This is a genomic window from Bradyrhizobium sp. WSM2793, from assembly GCF_000379585.1.
Taxonomy (GTDB): Bacteria; Pseudomonadota; Alphaproteobacteria; order Rhizobiales; family Xanthobacteraceae; genus Bradyrhizobium.
The window spans coordinates 37,799-61,392 of the sequence record NZ_KB902802.1; the positions used below are offsets into that span (position 1 = coordinate 37,799).

Annotated in this window: 19 protein-coding genes; 15 read left to right on the top strand and 4 right to left on the bottom strand. The window is 65.3% G+C overall.

The window, feature by feature from the left end:
- The first annotated feature begins 2 nt into the window (after positions 1–2).
- Positions 3–167, top strand: a complete 165-nt coding sequence (locus A3AS_RS48565) for a hypothetical protein (RefSeq protein ID WP_167443383.1) — start codon at positions 3–5, stop codon at positions 165–167.
- A gap of 6 nt (positions 168–173) precedes the next feature.
- Here the strand turns inward: A3AS_RS48565 and A3AS_RS0130025 are convergent, their stop codons facing one another.
- Positions 174–869, bottom strand: a complete 696-nt coding sequence (locus A3AS_RS0130025; protein WP_018321198.1) for a GntR family transcriptional regulator — start codon at positions 867–869, stop codon at positions 174–176.
- 9 nt (positions 870–878) lie between these two features.
- Positions 879–2,291: an FAD-binding oxidoreductase gene (locus A3AS_RS0130030; protein ID WP_018321199.1), complete on the bottom strand. Its 1,413-nt coding sequence runs from the start codon at positions 2,289–2,291 to the stop codon at positions 879–881.
- Positions 2,292–2,471: 180 nt separating this feature from the next.
- Here A3AS_RS0130030 and A3AS_RS0130035 point away from each other — a divergent pair, with 180 nt between their 5' ends.
- The 8 genes from A3AS_RS0130035 (at position 2,472) to A3AS_RS0130070 (ending at position 14,356) form a co-directional block, all read left to right on the top strand.
- Positions 2,472–3,356: a dihydrodipicolinate synthase family protein gene (locus A3AS_RS0130035; protein ID WP_026202508.1), complete on the top strand. Its 885-nt coding sequence runs from the start codon at positions 2,472–2,474 to the stop codon at positions 3,354–3,356.
- A 208-nt stretch (positions 3,357–3,564) separates the two neighbouring features.
- Positions 3,565–5,889: a TonB-dependent siderophore receptor gene (locus A3AS_RS0130040; protein ID WP_018321201.1), complete on the top strand. Its 2,325-nt coding sequence runs from the start codon at positions 3,565–3,567 to the stop codon at positions 5,887–5,889.
- Positions 5,890–5,891: 2 nt separating this feature from the next.
- Complete coding sequence (locus A3AS_RS0130045; RefSeq protein WP_018321202.1) at positions 5,892–7,070, top strand: PepSY domain-containing protein; 1,179 nt, start codon at positions 5,892–5,894, stop codon at positions 7,068–7,070.
- A 69-nt stretch (positions 7,071–7,139) separates the two neighbouring features.
- Positions 7,140–8,372 carry a rhodanese-like domain-containing protein gene (locus tag A3AS_RS0130050; RefSeq protein ID WP_018321203.1) on the top strand — a complete coding sequence of 411 codons (1,233 nt, stop codon included), beginning with the start codon at positions 7,140–7,142 and terminating at the stop codon, positions 8,370–8,372.
- Positions 8,373–8,652: 280 nt separating this feature from the next.
- On the top strand, positions 8,653–9,897 hold the full coding sequence (gene serA / locus A3AS_RS0130055) for a phosphoglycerate dehydrogenase (protein ID WP_018321204.1): 1,245 nt from the start codon (positions 8,653–8,655) through the stop codon (positions 9,895–9,897).
- Between the two features lie 223 nt (positions 9,898–10,120).
- Complete coding sequence (locus A3AS_RS0130060) at positions 10,121–11,140, top strand: patatin-like phospholipase family protein (protein ID WP_026202509.1); 1,020 nt, start codon at positions 10,121–10,123, stop codon at positions 11,138–11,140.
- Positions 11,141–11,143: 3 nt separating this feature from the next.
- Positions 11,144–12,598, top strand: a complete 1,455-nt coding sequence (locus tag A3AS_RS0130065; protein ID WP_018321206.1) for a GntP family permease — start codon at positions 11,144–11,146, stop codon at positions 12,596–12,598.
- A gap of 96 nt (positions 12,599–12,694) precedes the next feature.
- Entirely contained in the window at positions 12,695–14,356 is a 1,662-nt protein-coding gene (locus tag A3AS_RS0130070; protein ID WP_026202510.1) for a tannase/feruloyl esterase family alpha/beta hydrolase, read from the top strand.
- A 31-nt stretch (positions 14,357–14,387) separates the two neighbouring features.
- Here A3AS_RS0130070 and A3AS_RS44030 read toward each other — a convergent pair whose 3' ends face one another.
- Positions 14,388–15,617 carry an ATP-binding protein gene (locus A3AS_RS44030; RefSeq protein ID WP_018321208.1) on the bottom strand — a complete coding sequence of 410 codons (1,230 nt, stop codon included), beginning with the start codon at positions 15,615–15,617 and terminating at the stop codon, positions 14,388–14,390.
- 260 nt (positions 15,618–15,877) lie between these two features.
- Between A3AS_RS44030 and A3AS_RS44035 the strand changes: the two genes are divergently transcribed.
- The 6 genes from A3AS_RS44035 to A3AS_RS0130110 all read left to right on the top strand — a co-directional run bounded on the left by A3AS_RS44035 (position 15,878) and on the right by A3AS_RS0130110 (position 22,878).
- Positions 15,878–16,357, top strand: a complete 480-nt coding sequence (locus A3AS_RS44035) for a MarR family winged helix-turn-helix transcriptional regulator (protein WP_018321210.1) — start codon at positions 15,878–15,880, stop codon at positions 16,355–16,357.
- A 12-nt stretch (positions 16,358–16,369) separates the two neighbouring features.
- Positions 16,370–17,140: an enoyl-CoA hydratase gene (locus tag A3AS_RS0130090; RefSeq protein WP_018321211.1), complete on the top strand. Its 771-nt coding sequence runs from the start codon at positions 16,370–16,372 to the stop codon at positions 17,138–17,140.
- 120 nt (positions 17,141–17,260) lie between these two features.
- Positions 17,261–19,342, top strand: a complete 2,082-nt coding sequence (locus A3AS_RS0130095) for a methyl-accepting chemotaxis protein (protein ID WP_018321212.1) — start codon at positions 17,261–17,263, stop codon at positions 19,340–19,342.
- Between the two features lie 129 nt (positions 19,343–19,471).
- A complete protein-coding gene (locus A3AS_RS0130100; protein WP_026202511.1) occupies positions 19,472–20,410 on the top strand; it encodes a dihydrodipicolinate synthase family protein in 939 nt (312 codons plus the stop codon).
- Positions 20,411–20,785: 375 nt separating this feature from the next.
- A complete protein-coding gene (locus A3AS_RS0130105) occupies positions 20,786–22,186 on the top strand; it encodes a selenium-binding protein SBP56-related protein (RefSeq protein WP_018321214.1) in 1,401 nt (466 codons plus the stop codon).
- Positions 22,187–22,269: 83 nt separating this feature from the next.
- A complete protein-coding gene (locus A3AS_RS0130110; RefSeq protein ID WP_018321215.1) occupies positions 22,270–22,878 on the top strand; it encodes a hypothetical protein in 609 nt (202 codons plus the stop codon).
- A gap of 3 nt (positions 22,879–22,881) precedes the next feature.
- On the opposite strand, the gene A3AS_RS0130115 is transcribed toward A3AS_RS0130110, so the two are convergent.
- Positions 22,882–23,580, bottom strand: coding sequence for a DUF1045 domain-containing protein (locus A3AS_RS0130115; protein ID WP_018321216.1), 699 nt, complete (start codon positions 23,578–23,580; stop codon positions 22,882–22,884).
- Positions 23,581–23,594: the final 14 nt, after the last annotated feature.

Genomic DNA, 23,594 nt, shown 5'->3' on the forward strand with positions numbered 1-23,594 from the left:
CTGTGAGTACAGTCATAGAGAACCTGCTGTTGCGAAAGCAGAAGCTCGTGGAGCAGCTCGAAAAGGCGCCATCGGTCGAGGACCGCGACAGGATCGAGCACCAACTCGAGCAGATCAACACTGCGCTGGATTTTCTGGACAGGCCGGGACCGAGGGAAGGGCGCTAGAGGCGCTTATTCCACGCCCGACGCTTCCACCTTCAACGCCTCCACCTTCAATGCCTTGGCATAGACCACGCCCGAATTGGTGATATGCGTGGTCATCAATTCTTCGAAGGCGGTGAACTCGCCGCGCGCGAACAAATCGAGCAGCCTGCGATGCTCGTCGAACGAGGTGCGGGTCCGCACGTCGATCGGCGAGGTCAGATTGGTGCGGAGCGCGGCGACGCGGCCGGAGACCAGCTGATAGGATTCGGCGAGGTAGCGGTTGCCGCAATGGGTGAACAGCGCCTCGTGAAACGCGGCATCGGCGCGGCCATAGGCGATGTTGTCCTTTGCCGCAACCGCCGGCTCCATCGCTGCGATGGCCTCGCCCATTGTGGCGATTGCACCGTCACGATCGTGACGATAGGCGAGCTCGGCAGCCTTGGGTTCGAGCGCGATGCGGAAGGTGCAGAGCGCGTTGATGTCGTCCGCGCTCGGCGTAAAGACAAAGCTGCCGACCTGCGGGCGGATCACCACAAGGCCTTGCGCCTGCAGCTGGCCCATCGCCTCGCGCACCGGCGTGCGGCTGACGCCGAAGGAATTGGCCACCATCTCCTCGGAGATGGCAGCGCCGAGCGCGAACTCGCCGTCGATGATCGCCTGTCGTAGCCGCTGCATCACCCGCTGCGACAGCGATTTCGGCGTATCGAGCTTGAGCGAGCGCATTGGCGTTTCTCAGACCACCTTGCCGGGATTGAGCAGATGGCCGGGATCGAGCGCCGCTTTCAGCGTCCGCATCAGCGCGATCTCGGCCTCGCTCCTGGCGTGGCCCAGCCATTTCTTCTTCAGCGTGCCGATGCCGTGCTCGGCCGAGATGCTGCCGCCGAGCTCGCGGACCAGGCCGTAGATGATCGTGTCCATCTCTTCCTTCGGCTGCTGCTCGACGGAAAGGCCGGTGACCCAGGAGACCAGATGCAGATTGCCGTCGCCGATATGGCCGTAATAGACGCTCTCGCAGCCCGCGATGCCGGAAGCAAGCGCCGCCTTGCAGCGCGTGACGAACTCGTCCATCCGCGCAACCGCAAGGCCGATATCGTAGGAGATGTGCGGGCCCAGCACCTGGCCGAATTCGGCGCAGATGTCGCGCACCCGCCAGAAGGCCTGCGTCTGCGCCAGCGATTGCGCCACCGCCGCATCGGCCAGCAGCCCGCGCTCCATCAGCTCTTCGAGCCAGGCCTGGAAGCGCGGCGCGTCCAGGCTCTCGTCGGTACCTTGTGCTTCCACCAGCACATAGAGACCGTGACCTGCGGCGACCGGCGGCTTCACGCCGGCGCGAGTCGTGATCACGTCCCAATAGTCCGGCCACATCACCTCGAACGCCGACAGCAGCGGCCCGAGCCCGCTGCGCGCCGCATCGAGCAGCGCGATCACCGCGGCGTAGTCCTGCAGCGCGCAGAGCGCGGCCATGGTCGAGCGCGGCTTCGGAAACAGTCTTAGCACCACGCGGGTGATGATGCCGAGCGTGCCTTCCGAGCCGATGAACAGATGCTTCAGATCGTAGCCGGCATTGTTCTTCATCAGCTTGTTGAGGCCGGTGATGATGGTGCCGTCGGGCAGCACGACTTCGAGACCGAGCACCAGCTCGCGCGTCATGCCGTAGCGGATCACGCGGTTGCCGCCGGCATTGGTCGAGAGGTTGCCGCCGATGGCGCAGGAGCCGCGCGAGCCAAGATCGAGCGGAAAGAAGAAGCCGGCTTCGTCCGCGGCCTTCTGGATCGTCTCCAGCGGCGTGCCTGCTTTCACCGTCATCGTCGCGGAAGCGCGGTCGATTTCCTCGATGCCGCTCAAGCGCTCGAGCGAGATCGCGACCCAGCCGGCTTCGGGCGATGCGCCGCGGCACAGCCCGGTCAGTCCGCCCTGCGGCACGAACGGCAGCTGCGCCTGCCGGCAGGTCGCAATCGCATCGGCCACGCCCTGCGCATCGACGGGACGGATCACCGCAAGCGGCGTCTGCGGCAGGCTCGCGCTCCAGTCGTTGCAATTGCGCGCCGGCACGTCGGTGCCGATCAGGACGGCGGCTGCGCCGAGCTTGTCGCGCAGGGCGCCGAGCAATTGGTCGGGACGCTTCACCGGGGTCACCATGTTCATGCGAGACCTTCCTGAATCTGGCTGCGCCCATGCGCGCCGTGACGGTGGAAAGGATTTGCCTCTTTCTTGTATGTAAGGTACAAGACGGAAAGTAAAGCAAAAACAAGGCTCGGAAGCCCCCTTAAAGACCATTGGGAGATCAGGGGCTTGGTCCGAGATCGCAGCTTAGAGGGCGGTGTGATGACAGAGGCAATTCGCGGGTTCTGGGTGGCATCGGCGACGCCGCTGGCGGCCGACGGCAGCGTGGACTCCGCCAAGCTGGCGGCTCACGCCAAGCAGCTCTTCGGCAAGGGTGTCGACGGCGTCGTGCTGTTCGGCACCACCGGCGAAGGCACCTCCTTCAATGTCGCCGAGCGCATCGCGACCATCGAAGCCGTGCTCAAGGCCGGTGTCGCGCCGGAACGCATCGGCATCGGCGGCGGCTTCCCCGCCATCACCGACGGCATCGCGCTGACGCGCGCCGCGCTCGGCCTCGGCCTGCGCCACGTGCTGGTGCTGCCGCCTTACTTCGACCGCAGCGTCGCGCCCGAAGGCATCGAGGATGCCTTTGCCGCGATCATCGACGGCGTCGCCGACGATCGGCTGCGCGCCTATCTCTATCACATCCCGCAGACGTCGGGCGTTGCGATCCCAACCGCCGTCGCCGCGAACTTGCGCAAGCGTTACGGCAAGGTGATTGCCGGCCTGAAGGACTCCAGCGGCGACTTCAAGCAGTTCCAGGCGTTCCGTGCCGCGGCTCCCGAGCTCGCCATCACCGTCGGCAATGAAGCCGATATCACCCGAGCGATCGCCGCCGGCGGTGCCGGCACCATCTGCGGCATGGCCAATGTCGTGCCCGAGCTGGTCAAAGGCATGGTCGAGGGCAAGGATGTCGAAGCGCGCATGCAGGCTGCGATCGACGTCGTGCTGAAGACGCCCTCGTTCACTGCGACGCTGAAAGCAATCCTGGCGGCACAGACCGGCGATGCGGCCTGGCAGCGCGTGCGCCCGCCGCTCCGCGCCTCGTCCGACGGCTCCGCGTTCAAGCGGAAGCTCGACGAGTTGACGGCTCCTGCCATCGCCTGAGACCGCACAGAATCGTGATACGCCGCGAATTCGCGTGTTGCGTGTTGCGACCGGCACGACGGCAATTGGAGATTGCCGTTCGATGTCGCTCCTTCTTAGAACGATTCAACACTAGAGCGATTCAACTCTGCCTGCGGTTCTCTTCGGGCACCGCGGCTGTTAGACGCGCCAGCTTCAATGCTGCGTCTGACCTGGAAGTGAATCGAACGTGCGTGCCCATCTGGATGGCCAGCGTGTCTGCGGCCATCGAACTCATGCCGGCAAGAGCCGTGCAGGTCTTCTCATCGGAGCGGCCGTGCTGCTCGCCGAATGCCCCTCCATCATGACGACCGCGCAGGCGCAATCGGCCCTGCCCCCGGTGACGGTGGAGGCGCCGGCGCAGCGGCCGAAGCCGGCGCGCGCGTCGGATCAGGCGTCACGCCGCACGCAGACCGCCGCGCGCCAGCGCAATCGTAACCCTGCGCCCGCCGCACCGACACTCTCGGAGCGCGCGGCCGCGGAAGCCGCCGCGCAGCAGGCCGCCAAGCTCGGCTATCGCGCGATGCCGAGCGCGACCACGTTGCGCAGCGGCGCCTCGCCACTCAATACGTCGCAAGCCGTCAACGTCGTGCCCGAGCAGGTGCTCAAGGACCAGCTCCCGCGCAACATCGACGATGCGCTCATCAACGTCTCCGGCGTCACCCAGACCAACACGCTTGCCGGCAGCCAGGACGCGGTGATCCGGCGCGGCTTCGGCGATAATCGCGACGGCTCGATCATGCGCAACGGCATGCCGCTGGTGCAGGGCCGCAGCCTCAATGCCGCCGTCGAAAGTGTCGAGGTGCTGAAGGGACCAGCCTCGCTGCTCTACGGCATCATGGACCCCGGCGGCATCGTCAATACCATCAGCAAGCGCCCCGAGCTCTACCAGCACGGCTCGGTCACGCTGCTCGGCTCGGCCTTCAACGCCTCCAAGACCGGCGCCGACGGCCTGCTCGACGTCACCGGCCCGATCGGCGACCAAGGTCTCGCCTATCGATTTATCGGCTACGGTGTCAGCGAGGACTATTGGCGCAATTTCGGTCGCCACCGCGAGATGTTGATCGCGCCGTCACTGGCCTGGTACGGCCAGGACACCACGGTCCAGCTCAACTACGAGCATCGCGAGTTCATCTACCCGTTCGATCGCGGCACGGCGTTCAACCCGGTGACCAAGGCGCCGCTCGCGGTGCCCGCCACGCGCCGGTTAGATGAGCCCTTCAACAACACGTGGGGTACGTCCGACCTGATGCAGGCCTCGGTCGAGCATCGCTTCAACCAGGACTGGAAGCTCTACGCTGGCTACAGCTACAACACCGAGACCTTCAGCGCCAACCAGCTCCGTATCACCGGTATTGACTTCACGACCGGCAGGGAGACGCGCAGCAACGATGGCACGGGAAGCTCGCTCAGCAACGTCAGCTACGGAACGTCGTATATTTCCGGCAGCTTCTGGCTCGGCGACATGCGCAATGACGTCGTGTTCGGCGGCGATGGTCAGTATCGCACCATCTACCGCGACACCCTGATTCGGCAGACGACGCCCGCCTTCAATGTCTACAATCCCGTCTATGGGCTGATCGGGCCCGGGACGACGGCGTCGAACAGCGATAGCGCCCAGACCGACAAGCTCGGCCAGTGGTCTCTGTTTGTCCAGGACACGCTGCATCTGACCGAGCGCTTCGCGCTGGTCGGCGGCGCGCGCTACATGGACTATGAGCAGATCGCCGGCCGCGGGAAGCCCTTCAACACCAATACCAATGTGTCACAGGACAAGGTACTTCCGCTCGGCGGCGCCATCTTCAAGCTGACCGACCAGATCTCGCTCTATGCGAGCTACACCCAGTCCTTGAAGCCGAACTCGACCATTGCGCCGATCGGCGTGGTGATCGATTCCAACATCGCTCCGGAAGAGGGCGTGTCATACGAGGCCGGCGTCAAATTCGATCTGAACAAGCGCATCTCCGGTACGCTGGCGCTCTACGATCTCGACAAGAAGAACGTGCAGACGACGAAGACGAACAGCGCGGGCAACGTGGAGCTCCACACCGTCGGCCGGGCTCACTCGCGCGGCGTCGAGCTGGACGTCACCGGCAGGCTCACCGATAGCTGGGCCCTGATCGGCAGTTATGGCTATACTGATGCCCGCGTGACGGCGTCCGAGGATGCGACGCTGCTCGGCAGGAAGTTGCAGAACGTCGCGCTGAACACCGCATCGCTCTATCTGGTGTATGACTTCGGCACCGCATTGCCCGGTCAGCTCCGCCTCGGCGGCGGTGCGCGCTATGTCGGCGACCGTCCCGGCGATTCCACCAACACCTTCTTCTTGCCGTCCTATGTGGTCGCCGACATTTTTGCGACCTATGAGACGAGATACCAGAACACGCCGGTGATCTATCAGTTCAACGTCAAGAACCTGTTCGACACCGTCTACTATCCCTCAGCCGTCAACAATCTCAACGTCGCGATCGGCGATGCGCGGCGCGTCTCGCTGTCGGCCACGGTGAAGTTCTAGCCATGGCCGCGCGGCTCGGACACACCATCAAGGCGGTCCTGTTCCAGGTCCATTCCATCGCGGGCCTGGTCCTTGCGCTGCTGGTGTCCCTGATCGCGCTGACCGGCGCGATCATGAGTTTCGAGGACGAGATCGTCGATCATCTCAACGCCGGCATCATGCAGGTCGCACCGCGTCAGGCACCGGCGTTAATGCCTGATGCGCTGGTTGCGCGGCTGAAGGCCTCGCAGGACCTCGGCAAGGTCGCCGCCGTCACACTGTCGAGCGATCCGTCTGCGGCGGTTCATGTCCGCTTTGCGCGTGACGACCGGGGCGACCGGCCGACTTCGCTCTATGTCGATCCCTATGACGCTAGCGTGCTCGGCGCGCCGCGCGGCGAAGCGTTTTTCGCGACCGTGCGCCGGCTGCATCGCTGGCTGCTCATTCCGGGCGACGGCAAGGGTTGGGGACGTCCGATCACCGGCACGATCGCGCTCGGCCTGATCGTCATGCTGGTCACGGGCCTCGTGCTGCGCTGGCCGCGCCGTGCAGGCAGCGTGACGATGTGGCTGAAGCCGAATCTTGGGCTCGGTGGCCGCGCTCTGCACCGGTCGTTGCACACCGTGATCGGCACCTGGGTCCTTCCGGTCTATCTGACGATGACCCTCACCGGTCTGTATTTCTCCTTCGAATGGTACAAGGACGGCGTGACCTGGCTGCTCGCGCGTCCGCACGTCACAGCAGCGAAAATGCCCGCAAAGCTGCCGCGTGCGGCCAACTCCGAACCGGCGGCGCCAATTGGATTCGATCAGGCCTGGATGACGTTCCAGCGTGAGGAGGGCGATCGGTTCTCCAGGGCTTTGCTGACGCTGCCGGCGCAGGGTACGACGTTGCGGATCCGGTCGTGGGGGAAAGCCTCGTTGCTGGAGACCACGCGCGACGAATTCCGCATCGACGCCGTCACCGGGCAGCTGGTCTCAGCGGAGCGCTTTGCTGACAAGACGTTCGGCGAAAAGATCATCGCGGCCATCTACGACATCCATCGCGGCGAGATCCTGGGCTGGCCGGGCAAGCTCGCGTTCATGATTGCCGCGATGTCGATGCCGTTGTTCGCGGCCACCGGCATCCTGCTCTACCTGTCGCGCCGCAAGCTGCGCCGTCCGGCACGGCAGCCGCTCGGGCGGCTCGTTCCCGGCGAGTGAGCGGGCGAGGCTAGCCAACGCGCTTCTAATCGGTCAAAAGCTCATGGTCCTCTTCTCAAGGTCCGTGCCATGAAGCTTCCGACCGTCACCCCCGCCGATATCCGCCGCGCACTGCTGCTGCGCGAAGAAATCGCGCTGCTCGATCTCCGATACGAGGCAGGTTTTGCGACCGGACATCCGCTGTTCGCAGCCAACATGGCCGTGGATCGGATCGCGATCGAGGCCGAGGTGCGGCTGCCGCGCAAGGACGTGGCGATCGTGCTTTACGATGACGGCGAGAGGCTGGTCGCGGCCGGCGCCGAACGTCTCGCCGCGCTCGGCTACACCCGTATCAGCGCGCTCGATGGCGGCCTGAAGGCCTGGCGCGAGGCGGGCTATCAGGTCTTCGAGGACGTCAATTCCTATTCGAAAGCGTTCGGCGAACTGGTCGAGTCGCGCAAGCACACGCCCTCGTTCAGCGCCGACGAGGTGGCAAAACTCATCGCGGACAAGGCCAACATCGCCATCCTCGACGTCCGCCGTTTCGACGAATACGCCACCATGAACATTCCGGGCTCGATCAGCGTGCCCGGCGCGGAGTTGGTGCTGCGGGCGGGGCAGGCCGCGCCCGACCCTGAAACCACCATCATCGTCAATTGCGCGGGCCGCACCCGCTCGATCATCGGCACGCAGTCGCTGATCAATGCCGGCGTGCCCAACAAGGTGCGGGCGCTGCGCAACGGCACCATCGGCTGGACGCTGGCGCGGCACACGCTCGATCACGGTGCGGACAGGCGCGGCGCGATCGGCTCGTTCGAGCGCGGCCCGGCCAATGCGCGCGACGTCGCCTATCGCGCCGGTGTTCGCCATATCGGCGCAAGCGAGATGGCCGCGCTCGTCGCGCAGACCGATCGCACGCTCTATCGCTTCGACGTGCGCGACGCCGAGGAATATGCGGCCGGCCATCTCGCGGGCTTCCGCCATTATCCCGGCGGCCAGCTGGTCCAGGAGACCGACATGGCCGCGCCCGTGCGCGGCGCGCGCATTCTGCTGACCGACGACAGGGGTGTCCGTGCCGACATGACGGCGTCGTGGCTGGGGCAGATGGGCTGGGAGGTCTATGTGCTGGAAGGGGGCTATGACGCCGCGCTCGAGATCGGCCCGCCGCGCATGCTGCCCAAGCCCGATCCGGCCCATCGTTACCGCAGGCCCTATGAAGGCACCGACGTCGCGCAGGCTGCGATGCAGGCCTATCTCGATTGGGAATATGGGCTGGTCGAGCAGCTCCGCCGTGACGGCACGCACGGGTTTTATGTGATTTGACCTTGAACGGGTGGATTATCCGTCCCCCTGGGGTGGCCGCTTCTTAGCGGCCCTCGAAGGGCGACGTCCCAACTCTCTCCGCGCGGCTGCATCGGAGCCGTGCATCCTTCGAGGTTCGCCCAGCGGTGCATTCGCACCGCAGGGCTCACGCCTCAGGATGACGGAGTGGCTGATGCGAGCATGACCATCCGCCATTTTCTCCCCGTATCCGACCCCTATTGTGCCGCGCACCGTCCGCGGTCTATGAGCTGCGACAAAGCTCATCATCTATGGAGATACCATGCCAGGCCCAGGCCAAAGCCCTGAGCGGAGTGCCAAGGCGCTGCTGCTCGAAGGCGTCAATGACAGCGCTGTCGACCTTTTCAAGAGCGCGGGCTTCACCAATGTCGAGCGGCTGACCAAGGCGCTGGACGGCGAGGATCTGCGGCGCGCTCTCAAGGGCGTATCGCTGCTCGGCATCCGCTCGCGCACCCAGATCACCGATGATGTGCTCGGAGCCGCCGATCAGCTTCTCGCCGTCGGCTGCTTCAGCGTCGGCACCAACCAGGTCGATCTCATGGCGGCGCGCAAGCGCGGCATTCCCGTCTTCAACGCGCCGTTCTCCAACACGCGCAGCGTCGCCGAGCTCGTGATAGGCGAGATCGTGATGCTGCTGCGGCGCATCTTCCCGCGCTCGGTGTCCGCGCATGACGGCGGCTGGGACAAGTCCGCGACCGGCAGCCGCGAGGTGCGCGGCCGCACGCTCGGCATCGTCGGCTATGGCAATATCGGCTCGCAGCTGTCGACGCTTGCCGAAGCGATCGGCATGCGCGTGATCTATTTCGATCGCACCGACAAGCTCCGCCACGGCAACACCGAGCCGGTCGAGAGGCTCGAAGAGCTCCTCGCGCAGAGCGACGTCGTCAGCCTGCACGTGCCGGAGACGCCGGAGACCGCGGGCATGATCGGCGAGAAGGAGCTGCGGGCGATGAAGCCTGGCTCGTTCCTGATCAACAACAGCCGCGGCACCGTGGTCGATCTCGACGCGCTCGCGCGCTCTTTGCGCGACGGCCATCTCGCCGGCGCGGCCGTCGACGTGTTTCCGGTCGAGCCGTCGTCGAATTCCGATCGCTTCAAGAGCCCCATTCAGGGCCTCGAGAACGTCATCCTCACCCCGCATATCGGCGGCTCGACCGAGGAGGCGCAGGAGCGCATCGGCGGCGAGGTCGCGCGCAAGCTGGTCGACTATTTCATCACGGGCTCGACCATGGGCGCGGTGAATTTCCCGGAAGTGCAGCTGCATTTGCGCCCTTCCGGCGCGCGCTTCAGCCATGTCCATCGCAACGTCCCCGGCATGTTGCGCCGGCTCAACGAGGTCTTCCTCCAGCGCGACATCAACATCGCCGCGCAATATCTGGAGACATCAGGCGACCTCGGTTACGTCGTGCTCGACGCCGATCTCGGCGGGCAGGATTCCGCGGCGTTGCTCCAGCAGATCCGCGCCCTCGACGGCACGGTCGGCGCGCGGCTGGTGTTCGAGCACTAAAGCGTGATCCGGAGAAGCGCGCAGCGGTTTTCCGAAAAGATCATGCTTAAACAACGACCTAAAGCGCGATGACGATTCATCCTCATCGCATCGCGCTCTAGACGGCGCGGGGCCCACGTTCCGGTTGCATTTCTTCGCCAAGGCTCTCTACACTACGCCATCGACTTCGACGCGCACGTGACAAATCGCGTCGGATTTGAGATTCAGTTGCGTGAGTGCCGCGATGGAACCGGACACCGTACTGATTGATCTCGCGCTTCAAGGCGGCGGTTCGCATGGCGCCTTCACCTGGGGCGTGCTCGATCGCCTGCTGGAAGAGAAGCGGCTTACGATCGCCGCGATCTCCGGGACGTCCGCGGGCGCGATGAACGCAGCGGTGCTGGCGGATGGGTGGACGGCCGGTGGCGCCGAGGGTGCGCGTGACGCGCTCGAACGATACTGGCGCCGCGTTTCCAAAGCGGCGGCCTTCAGCCCGCTCCAGCGCTCGCCGCTCGACCGGCTGATGGGGCGCTGGACGCTCGATACCTCGCCGGCCTACATCCTGACCGACCTGATGTCGCGGGTGCTCTCTCCCTACGACCTCAATCCGACCGGCTACAATCCGCTGCATGCGGTGCTGGCTGAGAGCATCGATTTCGAGCGCCTCGCGCGCTCGCCGATCAAGCTGTTCATCACTGCGACGCGGGTGCGCACCGGGCGAGGACGCATCTTCCGCAACGCGGAGATCACGGCTGACGTGTTGCTCGCGTCGGCCTGCCTGCCAACCATGTTCCGCGCGATCGAGATCGACGGCGAACCGTATTGGGATGGCGGCTATGCCGGCAACCCGACCATCACACCGCTCATTCGCGAAAGCGACGCGCACGACACCATCCTGGTGCAGATCAATCCGACTGAAAAGCCGGAAGAGCCGCGGACGGCTGCGGAGATACTCAATCGGCTGAACGAGATTTCGTTCAACTCGCCGCTGATGAAGGAGTTGCGTATGATCGCGTTGCTGCGTCAGGCGGCCGACCCGGGAAGCGGCGAGGGCGCGCGCTGGGCGAAGATGCGGACCCACCGCGTCAAGAGCGACATGCTGGCGAAGTTCGGCGCCTCGTCCAAGCTCAACGCCGAATGGGAGTTCGTCTCGATGCTGCACGGCGAAGGACGTCGGGCGGCCGAAACGTTCCTCGACGAGCACGGCCCGGATATCGGTCGGCGCTCGACCGCCGATCTCGACATCCTGCTGTCGGAGTGCTGAGAGGTGGGGCTTCTCGGCATTCTCGTCGGGCTTGGCCTTCTCGTCCTATTCGCCTTTCGCGGCTGGAGCGTCCTCCTGCTGGCGCCGTTCGCCGCGCTCGTCGCGGCGCTGTTCGGCGGCGAGCCGCTGCTTGCGAACCTGACGCAGATCTTCATGGTGAATGCTGCTGCATTCCTGGCGCAGTTCTTCCCGATTTTTCTGCTTGGCGCCGTATTCGGGAAACTGATGGACGACAGCGGGGCGGTCGCGTCGGTTGCCGCCTTCATGGCGAGACGTCTCGGCCAGCGCCACGTGATCCTGGCGGTCATGCTCGCCGGTGCGATGGTCACCTATGGCGGCGTCAGCCTGTTCGTTGCGTTCTTCGTGATCGTCCCCATGGCCCGCTCGCTGTTTCGTGCCGCCGCGATTCCGCGGCGATTGATTCCGGCCGCGATCGTGCTGGGCACATCCACCTTCACGATGTCGGCCTTGCCGGGCACGCCATCGATCCAGAACGCGATCCCGATGCCGTTCTTCGGCACAACGCCTTTTGCCGCGCCCGGACTCGGCATCATCGCCTCCCTGATCATGGTTGGAGCGGGATTGTGGTGGTTGCGCCGCGCCGAAGCCGCAGCTCGCCGTGCGGGGGAAGGCTATGGCGAGGACATGGAGGGTGCAACCGAACGTGCCGTCGACGACGAACTGGTCCGCGAATACGCGACCACCGCACGAGAATTCGATCCGGCCGAGATCCGGCATGGACGGCGCGGTGAAATGTCTGCTCCGGTGGTGAGTGCCATCCTGCCGCTGGCCGTCGTCGTGGCTGTCAATCTCGTGATGTCGCTGCTGGTGTTGCCGCGGCTCGATGTCTCGTATCTGAGCGAGCAGCGCTTCGGCGGTACATCGTTGGCGGCGGTCGCTGGTGTGTGGTCGGTCAGCACCGCGCTGGGTGCCGCCATCGTCACGACCATCTTCCTCAATTGGGCCCGGCTTCCCTCTTTGCGGCAGACCATGGACGCCGGTGCCAATGCATCGGTTCTGCCGGCGCTCAGCGTCGCCAGCCTCGTCGGATTCGGCGCGGTCATCGCGGCGCTACCGGCTTTCGAAACGGTGCGCGACTGGGTGCTTGCGATCGAAGGTGGCCCGTTGGTCTCGCTCGCGGTTGCGACCAATATTCTGGCCGCGCTGACCGGCTCGGCATCCGGCGGCTTGACGATCGCGCTCGACGCGCTCGGCCAGACCTATGTCGAGATCGCCGCGCGCAACGCCATCGACCTTGCGCTGATGCATCGCGTCGCGGTGATCGGTTCGGGGACGCTGGACATCCTGCCGCACAACGGTGCGGTGGTCAGCCTGCTCGCGATCTGCGGCCTGACCCATCGCGACAGCTATCTCGACATTGTGATGGTGGGCATCGTGACGTCGCTATTGGCGCTGGTGGCCGTGATCGCCTTGGGGAGCGCGCTCGGATCATTCTGATGGGCGGCTCGGCGTGAGCGATTGACGGGAGGACGAAGGTTGCATTCAATGCGGCCAGCCGTCGACGCAACAAATCGAGAAAGCCGGGTGGAAACGATGACGCGAAAGAGAGCGAAGCTGTGTGCGTTGCTTGTAGGCTCGATGGCGACACTGGGAACGGGCACGGCGTCGGCGGCAACGCTGGCGGAAGACGCCGATGTGGTCTGCAAGGGTCTCGTCGGCGGGGCCGATGCCGTGAAGATCGACTCCGCAACCTTGCAGGCGCCCTCGCCGATCGCCGTTGCCGAACGCGGACCGACGCCGTCAGGGCGCGTCACGCCGGCCAATCCGGCCTTCTGCAAGGTGCTCGGTCATATCGACCCTGTCGATCCCAAGGCGCCGCCGATCAGATTCCAGGTCAACCTTCCCGTCGAATGGAACGGCCGCTCGCTGCAATATGGCGGCGGCGGTTTCAACGGTGTGCTGATCACCGGCCTTGCGCTGCCGCCGGCCTATCCCTTCGACAAGCCGTCGCCGCTCGCGCGCGGCTTCGTCACCTATGGCACCGACTCGGGTCACGAGACCAAGCAAGGCGAGCCGCCACAGGTCTTCGCGCTCAACGACGAAGCCTTCGAGAATTTTGCTCACCGCGCCTACAAGAAGGTGCGCGATGTGGCCGTTGGGTTGATGGAGCGCGCCTACGGCAAGAAGCCGGACAAGATGTATTTCATGGGTTCGTCCGAGGGCGGCCGTGAAGGCCTGACCATGGCGCAGCGTTACCCTGACGATTTCGACGGCATCTTCGCCCGCGTGCCCGTGATCAACTGGGTCGGCCTGCAGCACGCCGGCACGCGTTCGGGTCTCGTCACCATGGGCGCGGGCTGGATCAATCCGGCGCAGGTGAAGCTCGTCGGCGATGCCGTGCGGGCGGCTTGCGACAAGGCCGATGGCTCCGACGATGCGCTGGTGCAGGATCCCGTCGCCTGCAAGGCGGCCTTCAAGGTCGAGACGCTGCGCTGTGAGGCCGGAAAGAGCGGCGATCAGTGCCTGACCGATGCACAGATCAAGGCGATCGATACCTTGCACGGGACCTACAAATTCCCGTTCGCGCTCGCCAACGGTCTCGACGACTATCCCGGCTGGGGCGTGTCGGGTGAGGATACGCCGGCGATCGGCCCGACCGGCGGCTGGGTGGCGTGGTGGCTCGGCACCGCGCCGCCGGCGCAGCCGCCTGCGCCCAACAACGGCATCGCCTGGATCTACGGCGCCGGCGGCATCCAATATGTCTTCGCGCGCGATCCCAAGCTCGATGTCACCACCTACAAGGTTGAGGAGCACAAGGCGCGGCTGCTCGAGGTTTCGAAGCTGATGGATTCGACCGATCCCGATCTCAGCCGCTTCCGCGCCCGCGGCGGCCGTCTGATCATGCTCGAGCACATGGCCGACTACGCGCAGAGCCCCTATGCCGGCATCCGTTATTTCGAGAGCGTCGAGCGCAAGCTCGGCAAGGCCGAAACGGCAGAGTTCGCGCGGCTCTACACCGCACCCGGCGTCGATCATGTCGGCTCCGGCGCACCGGCCAACGTCGATATGCTGAGCGTGCTGGTCGACTGGATCGAGAAGGGCAAGGCGCCCGGAGACCTCGAAGTTGCCGAGCAGAAGGTCGAGGCGCCCTCGTTCGCAACGCTGCGCGCGCTGCCGCTGTGCCGCTGGCCGGCCTGGCCGCACTACAAGACCGGTGCGGTGACGGAGGCGGCAAGCTTCACCTGCGCGCCGTAAGGCGGCACAGGCCGGATGGATGACCGCGAAGTCACTCCGCTGCCATCGCCTGCGCCCCGCCGAGCAGACGCGCATTGAGCCGGCCGCCAGAGAACAGCATGTCGTCGAGGGCTTCGTCGATATCGGCCGAGACGATCGACTTGCCGCCGTCGCGCGCCAAGCTGGCTTGCGCCAGCCGCCGCATCAGTTCCTTGATGAAGGCGCAACTCGTCCCCTCGCTGCGGCGGGCAGCCTCGATGACGATCGCGTCGTCGAGCGGCAATCCCTTGCCATAGAGGCGCACCAGCTTGCTGCGGCCATTTTCATCCGGGAGCGGCACTTCGATGGCCTGGTCGACGCGACCGGGGCGACCGGCCAGGGCAGCTTCCAGGTCCTGTGGCCGATTGGTGGTGAGAACGAAAAGGATGTCGGCATCCGGCTTCAATCCGTCCATCTCGTTGAGCAGCCTGTTGAGCATGGTTTCTTCGCATGGCCCCATGTTGCGGCGGTCGCGCGCGATCAGGTCGACGTCCTCGATCACCACCATCGCGGGCTGCAGCAGCCGTGCCAGGCCCATATAGGCGCTGAGAAGGCCGATCTGCCCGGCCGTGATGATCAGGGTCGTATGTCCAGGCAGATGCGTTGCGAGATAGCGGATCGTATGGGTCTTGCCTGTGCCGGGCGGTCCGTAAAGCAGGATGCCTTTGCGCGTCGATTGTCCGAGCCGCCGCAGTTGCTCGCGCGTCCCAACGAAATTGAGCACGTTGCGTTCGAGCAGCCGCAGAGTCCGCTCCGGCAGGATCACCTCGTCGCGTCGGACGGTCGGTAGCCGGTGCACATTGATGCCGCGGGATTGGCCGCGGTAGTCGGAAGATTCCTCGAGCGACAGGATCTTGCCGCGATAGGTGCGCGCGGCCTGCACGGCGTCTTCGAGCGCGCCGAAGCAATGCTGCACCACGGCCGCCCCCGTGCTTCCCGCGGACACCATGATTTCGATCCGGATGCCGGGCTCGCGACGGGGGTCGCGGTCGGCGCAGAGCAGGACGGCATGGCGCAAGCCGTCGTGCTCGCAGAGCCACAAGCCGTTGTCGAGGCACCGCGACGGACTGCTCTCGCCGACATCGACGTCGGAATATTGCAGCGGGGCGATCGCCACGGCGCTCCGATCGTCGCGGAGCAGGCGCGCAAACGACAGCGTTTCGTAGTGTTCCTCGGCAAGTCCGAACAAGTCGACGTGCGCTGCCAGCAGCTTGTCGAGGGCGGCTTGGACGTCCACTCGCATGTGGCCGGGAAACTGCCGGGTGGTCGTGACGAGCTTGCTGAGCGGAACGCCATGGAAGTACGCGTCCAGAACCCCGAACGCATAGGCGAGTTCGCCTTCCGTTTCGTGTTCTTGGTCTTGCTCTTCCGCTTGCTCCAGCTTCTACGCCACGGCTCACCTTTCTGTTGCAACTAGAACGAGTTTGGAACAAATAAGGAACATGAACGCGCGAGAACGTCAAGCGCTTTGACAAAGAGACCGACAGGCGCTATTTGCTTCGCATGCGAAATAAACCGGCCGACGCGCGGCATCATCGGCTGATCTACCTGCTGAGCGTTGCGCAGCGCCGGCTGCAGCGCTGGATGGCGGCGCGGCCGGAGAACGCGGTGACGCCGGCGCAGGCAGGGCTGCTGTTCATCCTCGGCAAGCAGGATGGCGTCCTGATGGGCGAGGCGGGCGCGGCGCTCGACATGGGGCCGGCCGGCATTTCCGGCCTCGTCGACCGCACGGAGGCGGCGAAATTGATCGAGCGGCGGGCCGATCGCGAGGACGGACGCGCCTGGCGCATCTGGCTGACGCCGAAGGGGCGGACCGCGCTGGCGCAAGCAAAGGCAGGCGCGGCAGAGGTCAACGCGGCGCTGACGGACGGATTCACGGCTGCGGAGATCGACATCGTCGCGCGCTGGCTGACGAGCATTCAGGACAAGTTTCCAAGGCCTTCAGATACAAGATCTTCAGAAACAAGACATTCAGACGAATAAAAGGAGAGAGCGATGACCGAGCACGTCCGGATCGAGAACAATAGCGGAATTCTCACCCTCACGCTGGCGCGTCCCGACAAGAAGAACGCGCTGACCGATGCGATGTACGGCAAGCTTGCTGACAGCATCGAATCCGCCGAGTTCGATCCGTCGGCCCGCGTAATCCTGATCCGTGGCGAGGGCGACATGTTCACGGCCGGCAACGACGTCGGCGAATTCGCCGCGGTCGCGGCCGGCAAGTCCGAAGGCAGCCGCAACGTCGTGCGCTTCATCCAGTCTCTGGCGCGCTGCACCCGGCCGCTGGTCGCCGCCGTGCAGGGCCGCGCCGTCGGCGTCGGCACCACGATGCTGCTGCATTGCGATCTCGTCGTGCTCGCCGACAACGCGCAATTGTCGACGCCTTTCGTCAGCCTCGCATTGGTGCCGGAGGCCGCATCGAGCCTGCTGATGCCGGCGCGTATCGGCCATGCCCGCGCCTACGAGATGTTCGCGCTGGGCGAGACCCTACCGGCGAAGGCCGCGCTGGAATGGGGCCTCGCCAACCGCGTGGTGCCGCTCGACAAGCTCGATGCCGAGGCGCTCGCGCTGGCGCAGCGTCTTGCCCGCCAGCCGGCCGGCGCGCTCACGGCGACCAAGAAGCTGATGCGCAACGGCGAAGCACTGGTCGCGCAGATGCAGGCCGAAGGCGAGCAGTTCGCGCAGCGCCTGCGCACCGCCGAGGCGCGCGAGGCGTTTACGGCTTTTGCCGAGCGCCGTCCGCCGGATTTCACCAAGGTCGCGTGAGGGACGCGGCCCGCCAGGAGGCGCGGCGGGCACAACCGCAGGTACTTGATTAAAGTCTTAACCAAACCTTGGCATGTCGCGATGCAAGGTGGCCGCTCGTGAAGAGTAGGCCCCCGACCCATGGCAATGTTTAAGAAATCGGTAAGCTCGCTTCTCCTGACGCTGATGGCCCTCCTTGCTGCCGGCGCGCTGGCCTCGACGGCGTTCCAGATGGCCGGGGCTTTTGGCCGCTACAGCGAGAGTCTCGAGACCGAGCGGCTTGCCGCGGCCGATAAGGCGATCTTCCAGGGCGTGCTGTCGCTGCGGACCAATCGCGGCGATGCCCAGAGTGCGCTGCTCGGCGAGGACGATCCGCGCGCCAAGCTCGAAGCGGCGGAGAAGGCCGAGCAGGCCGGCTATGAGGCCGTCGGCGCTGCGCTCTCGACCGTCGACTTCGCCCGCCGCGACGAGCTCGCCGGCACGCTGAAGCAGCGCTGGAGCGAGACCGCGCCGCAATTCCAGCTGTTCTACGACGAGGCCAAGCGTCCGCGCGCCGAGCGCAAGCTTGAGCGAACCAACTCCTGGTACGATTCCGTCACCAAGGTCATCGACACCGCGAACCTCGCCTCCACGGCGGTGTCGAACCGCGCCTGGATGAACGATCCCTATATCGCACGCATGATCCAGGTCCGCCGCTTCGCCTGGCAGGTGCGCGACCGCTATGGCATCCATTGTTCGTCACTGCGCTCGAACGTCAACAGCAGCAAGCCGCTCGACGACGCCCAGAAGCGGTCGGTGGCGCAATGGGACGGCACCATCACCTCCGCATGGGCCGGCATGGCCGAGCTGCTGGCTGCGCCCGGTGTGTCGGCGGAGCTGGTCACGGCAGCGACGGACGCGAAGGCCAAGACCGATGGTGTTCTCAAGCAGATCAACGAGCTCACCAAAAATTTTGACGGCAGCGGCAAGCCGGCGCTCCCTGCGGCAGAATGGAATACGCTCTGCCAGTCACCGTTCGCGCTCATTGTCGGCGTCGCGACCAAGGCGCTGGATCAGTCGATCGCGCGTGCCGAGGCCGTTCAGGCCAAGGCTCTCACCAACCTCATGGTACAGTCGCTCGCCTTCCTGCTCGCGCTTGCCGTGACCCTGACCGGTGTGTTCGTGGTGCGCAATCGTCTGATGCGCCCGGTGCGCGCCATTCTCGACGCCATCGCCCGCATCAGCGCGCGCGACTATGCGACGCCGGTGCCGCAATCCCGGCATCCCGACGAATTCGGCACCATGGCCGCGGCGCTCGAAAGCCTGCGCGAGAGCGCGGCGACCGCCGAGCGCCTGGGCCGGGAGCGTGAATCGCAGCAGGCCTTGCAGTTGGCCCGCTCCGGTACCGTCGACGAGGCCTGCCGCAGTTTTGATGACACCGTGCAGGCGGTGATCCACAGCGTTGTGGCCTCGACGCGGGAGCTCGATGCCACCGCAACCGGCGTGCGCTCGCTGGTGTCGGAATCGAGCAGCCAGACCGCGGCGGTCTCTTCCGCCGCCGAGCAGGCCACCAACAATCTGGAGACCATCGCGGCGGCGACCGAGGAACTCTCCGCATCGGTCGGCGAGATCTCCGCGCAGGTGCAGTCGAGCGCCCGCGAGGCTCGCGAAGCCGTGTCGCAGGCCGAGCAGACCAACGCGACGGTCGAGATCCTCGACCAGACCGCAAGCCGCATCGGCGAAGTCGTCAAGATGATCAACGCCATCGCCGGCCAGACCAATCTTCTGGCCTTGAACGCCACCATCGAAGCCGCGCGCGCCGGCGAAGCGGGCCGGGGCTTTGCCGTGGTCGCGGGCGAGGTCAAGAACCTCGCCGCACAGACGGCGACGGCGACGGAAGAGATCTCGCGTCAGGTCGAGGAGATCCAGGGCGCCACTGGCCAGGCCGTGACCGCGATCCGCGCCATCGGCGGCGCCATCAGCGGCATCGACGAGAAGATGACGGCGATTGCCGCCGCCGTCGAGCAGCAGCGCGCGGCCACCACCGAGATCTCGCGCAATTTCCAGCAGGCCGCGCAGGGTACGCGCGAAGTCACCGATACCATCGGCAGCGTCGCCAGGCTCAACCAGGAGACCGGCAACGCCGGCACGGTGTTGTCGGAATCCGTCAAGAAGATGTCAGCCGACGCCGACCGCCTCCGCGTCGCAGTCGAGGGCTTTTTGGGCGCGGTCAAGACCGCGTAGTTTCGCCTCATTCTTCCAACCTGACGTCGTGGGTTCGGCATTGCCGCCGGTCCGCGCGGCGGCTACATCTGTGCCGCCGCATCAACTATGCGGCGCCAGACGTAAAACAGATCAGGGATGGAGAGTTCGATGCCGGTCACCCCACACAAGGCCCAGCGCCCGTATCGCGGCGTGTTCCCGGTCGCACCCACCATCTTCGACGAGCGTGGTGAGCTCGACCTCGAGGGCCAGCGCCGCTGCATCGATTTCATGATCGATGCCGGCTCGAACGGCCTCTGCATCCTCGCCAATTTCTCCGAGCAGTTCGTGCTCACCGATGCCGAGCGCGAGACCGTGATGCATGCGGTGCTGGAGCATGTCGCGGGCCGGGTTCCCGTGATCGTCACCACCACGCATTTCAGCTCGGCGGTCTGCGCCGCGCGCAGCCAGCAAGCCGAAGCCGCCGGCGCCGCCATGGTGATGGTGATGCCGCCCTATCATGGCGCGACCTTCCGGGTCCCTGAGAAGGGCATCGTCGAATTCTTCAAGGTGCTCTCGGGCGCCATCTCCATTCCGATCATGATCCAGGATGCGCCGGTCGCGGGCACGCCGCTGTCGGTCGACCTGCTGGCGCGGCTGGCGCGCGACTTCGCCAACATCCGTTATTTCAAGATCGAGGTGCCGGGCGCGGCCTCAAAGCTCCGCAGCCTGATCGAGGCGGGCGGCAAGGACATCGAGGGACCCTGGGACGGCGAGGAGGCGATCACGCTGCTCGCCGATCTCGATGCCGGTGCCACCGGTGCGATGACCGGCGGCGGCTATCCCGACGGTATCCGCCAGATCATCGATCCCTATTTCGCCGGCAAGCGCGAGGAAGCGAAGGCCGCCTATGAGCGCTGGTTGCCGCTGATCAATTACGAGAACCGTCAATGCGGCCTGATCGCATGCAAGGCGATGATGCAGGCCGGCGGCGTGATCAAGTCGGACGCGGTGCGCCATCCGCTCCAGCCGCTGCATCCGGCCACGCGCGCGGGCCTGCTGGAACTCGCCAAGGAACGCGACGCGCTGGCGCTGCGGTGGGGGAAGTAACGGGCCAAACGCGTCGCTGTCGTAGGGTGGGCAAAGGCGCGGAGCGCCGTGCCCACCATCTTTACTGACGGCGACAGGTGGTGGGCACGCTCCGCTTTGCCCACCCTACGAAGGCTGAATATTTCAGCTGTCGTCCCGGGCTTTGCCGGAACGACCCCGAAGGGGAGTTGCGCGCTCGCCTCATCTCATCCGCCCCTTTCGCCTGACGGCGTCGAATTTGCGCGATTCGAGCCGCTTCCCGCGGCCCGGCGATGAAGTAATATACGTCGCCAACCAGGCCCCGCGGAGCATCTCGAGCCATCGTGTAACACCTCTTCATAATGCCGTTATCCCGAGCCAGGTTGGCGCGAACCGACAGATCAGGGAGGCAGTGCCATGACGATGAGGCCGGACCCCACCTTTCACGCATCGCCCAGGCTTGCGATGGAAGCACCTGCGGAGAACTTTGCCTACACGTTGCTGCTCAGTCCGGATTTCTCGAAGCCGGATGCTCTCGCGGTCATCGACGTCAAGCCGGGATCGCCGACCTACAGCCAGATCGTCCACACCGTGACGATGCCCAATAAGGGCGACGAATTTCATCACTTCGGCTGGAATGCCTGCTCCTCCGCCCTGTCGCCGCTCGCCGGACACGCCTTCATCGAGCGGCGCTATCTCATCATCCCCGGAATCCGTTCGTCGCGGATCTACATCATCGATACCAAGCCAGATCCGACCAAAGCCAAGATCCACAAGATCATCGAGCCCGAGGAAATCTTCAAGAAGACCGGCTACTCGCGGCCGCACACCATCCATTGCGGGCCGGACGGCATTTACGTGAGCACGCTGGGTGGCGGCGGTAAGGACGGCACCAACGGGCCTCCAGGCGTCTTCATCATGGATTGCGAGACGTTCGAGGTCCTCGGACGATGGGAGATCGACCGTGGCCCGCAGACGCTGCATTATGACTTCTGGTGGAATCTGCCGCGCGATTACATGGTGACGAGCGAATGGGCGCTGCCGCCGCAGTTCGAGAACGGGATCGTCCCGGAGGATCTGCTGTCGAATAAATACGGCCATCGTCTCCACTTCTGGGATCTCCGCGCCCGGCGCAATGTGCAGACCATCGACCTTGGCGCCAATCATCAGATGGCGCTGGAGGTGCGGCCTGCGCACGATCCGGTTCGCGAATACGGTTTCGTGGGCGTCGTGGTCGACACCACCAATCTCGAAGCATCGATCTGGACCTGGTGGCGCGAAGGCGGGAAATTCCATGCCGAGAAGACGGCAACGATCCCGCCCGAACCCGCACCAAAGGAGAAGCTCCCGCCGCTGCTGCAGGGATTTGGCGCCGTGCCACCGCTGGTCACCGACATCGACCTGTCGATGGATGACCGGTTTCTCTACGTCTCGTGCTGGGGCACCGGTGAAATGCGCCAGTACGACGTCAGCGATCCCAGAAAGCCGAAGCTTGCGGGCTCCGTCCACATCGGCGGCATCGCACGCCGTACAGCGCATCCGAATGGCAAGGCCTTTGCGGCCGGCCCGCAAATGGTCGAGATCAGCCGCGACGGCAGGCGCGTGTACTGGACCAATTCGCTCTATTCCACCTGGGACGACCAGTTCTATCCCGATGGGGTTCCGGGTGTGGAAGTCATGGCCAATGTCGGTCGCAACGGCGGCCTCGAGCTCGACAAGGACTATTTCGTGAGCTTCCCGGACGGCTATCGTGCGCACCAGATCAGGCTGGAGGGCGGCGATTGTTCGACGGACTCCTTTTGCTACCCGTCGGTCTAGATTGGGGGCACGCGAGCCCGGCGCTTGGCTGGCTGTGGCTCGCGCTTGTTGCGAGCGGCCTCTATCACGGAGTCAATCCGGGAATGGGATGGCCGCTCGCCGTTTCGGCCGGGCTCATGGACAAGAGCCCATCCGCACTCTTCCGGGCGTTGTGGGCTCTGTCGGCCGGGCATCTCCTGGCAACATTTCTCGTGCTGCTGCCATTCGCGTTCCTGCTCGTGCTGGTCGAGTGGCAGCGTTCGATCCAGATTGGCGCGAGCCTTCTCGTCGTCGGCTTCGGCGTCTATCGGCTGATCGCGCGCCGTCATCCGCGCGCGCTGGCACGAATTCCGCCGACGCAATTGGCGCTCTGGTCATTTGCCGTCGCCATTGCTCACGGCGCCGCCTTGATGCTCGTGCCGATCTATCTCGGACTCTGCCAGGCCTTCGAATTCGATGCCGGCCATGAGGCGGCCGGCGCGTTGATGAAGACAAGTCTTTTCAAGACAAGTCTCGGGATGGCGCTGCTGGTGTCCCTGGTGCACGTTGCCGCCATGGTCGGCGCCGGCGGATGTCTGGCGTGGCTGGTCTACCGCCATCTTGGATTGAAGTTCGTCTCGCGAAGCTGGTTCAATCTGGATGCGGTCTGGGCGGCCAGCCTCGTTCTGGTTGGCGCGGTGGCGCTCGGCTTGAATCTTGCGAGCTGGCGCTGAGGTCTATTGTGCCAGCGGCCACTCGTCGATGATGTGGAATCTTGCCGACGCATCATCCTGCCGAAACAGCGCGATGCGGTCGATCGCCAGCTTCTCGATCCCCAGCGCCGCAAACCGCGTCCGCAGCATCTCCAGGATCGGCCCGCGGCGCTCGGCATCCAGCCGCCCGGTCAGCGTCATGTGGAAGCGGAATTCTTCCATCACGTAAGGGTAGCCCCAGCGGTCGAGATAGTCGCGCTGCCGTTCGCTCAGCTTCTCGGGTTTGCGTCGCGCGCGGTCGTCCGCCGACAGCGTGGCGCGGAAGGAATCGAAATCGCGGGCGCAATCGGCGGCGAGTTGCTGGAGCGCCTCGACCGGCTCGGCCGGAATGACGGCGATGAAGCCGCTGATGGAATCGACCACCGGCCGGATCACGGGAAGCGGCCGCGGCCTGCCGGCGAATGCGGCGCAGGCGGCCATCAGCTCCGCTTCGGTCCTGCCTGATACGAGCGCCATCGGCGCCTTCAGCGTGGCGTGAAAGCCGTATTTGCGGGGATCGGCGCTGACGTCACGCCAGTCCGGCGCGACGCGCAATGCGTCGGCGGGAAAGGCCAGTTCGTTGCCAGTGTAGGCATCGTAGCCGAGCAGTTCGGCGCCGAAGCGGGAGAGGGCGCTATCACTGCCGGCGGCAAAATAGATCGCGTAGCGGGGGAAACCTGTCATCGCCTCAGCATAAC

Coding starts and splice junctions, on each gene's coding strand:
- A3AS_RS0130035 (WP_026202508.1), top strand. CDS start 2,472: ATGACAGAGGCAATTCGCGGGTTCTGGGTGGCATCGGCGACGCCGCTG.
- A3AS_RS0130060 (WP_026202509.1), top strand. CDS start 10,121: ATGGAACCGGACACCGTACTGATTGATCTCGCGCTTCAAGGCGGCGGT.
- A3AS_RS0130100 (WP_026202511.1), top strand. CDS start 19,472: ATGCCGGTCACCCCACACAAGGCCCAGCGCCCGTATCGCGGCGTGTTC.
- A3AS_RS0130110 (WP_018321215.1), top strand. CDS start 22,270: ATGGGATGGCCGCTCGCCGTTTCGGCCGGGCTCATGGACAAGAGCCCA.
- A3AS_RS44035 (WP_018321210.1), top strand. CDS start 15,878: ATGCGAAATAAACCGGCCGACGCGCGGCATCATCGGCTGATCTACCTG.
- A3AS_RS0130070 (WP_026202510.1), top strand. CDS start 12,695: ATGACGCGAAAGAGAGCGAAGCTGTGTGCGTTGCTTGTAGGCTCGATG.
- A3AS_RS0130045 (WP_018321202.1), top strand. CDS start 5,892: ATGGCCGCGCGGCTCGGACACACCATCAAGGCGGTCCTGTTCCAGGTC.
- A3AS_RS0130115 (WP_018321216.1), bottom strand. CDS start 23,580: ATGACAGGTTTCCCCCGCTACGCGATCTATTTTGCCGCCGGCAGTGAT.
- serA (WP_018321204.1), top strand. CDS start 8,653: ATGCCAGGCCCAGGCCAAAGCCCTGAGCGGAGTGCCAAGGCGCTGCTG.
- A3AS_RS0130090 (WP_018321211.1), top strand. CDS start 16,370: ATGACCGAGCACGTCCGGATCGAGAACAATAGCGGAATTCTCACCCTC.
- A3AS_RS0130025 (WP_018321198.1), bottom strand. CDS start 869: ATGCGCTCGCTCAAGCTCGATACGCCGAAATCGCTGTCGCAGCGGGTG.
- A3AS_RS44030 (WP_018321208.1), bottom strand. CDS start 15,617: ATGCGAGTGGACGTCCAAGCCGCCCTCGACAAGCTGCTGGCAGCGCAC.
- A3AS_RS0130030 (WP_018321199.1), bottom strand. CDS start 2,291: ATGAACATGGTGACCCCGGTGAAGCGTCCCGACCAATTGCTCGGCGCC.
- A3AS_RS0130095 (WP_018321212.1), top strand. CDS start 17,261: ATGGCAATGTTTAAGAAATCGGTAAGCTCGCTTCTCCTGACGCTGATG.
- A3AS_RS0130050 (WP_018321203.1), top strand. CDS start 7,140: ATGAAGCTTCCGACCGTCACCCCCGCCGATATCCGCCGCGCACTGCTG.
- A3AS_RS0130105 (WP_018321214.1), top strand. CDS start 20,786: ATGACGATGAGGCCGGACCCCACCTTTCACGCATCGCCCAGGCTTGCG.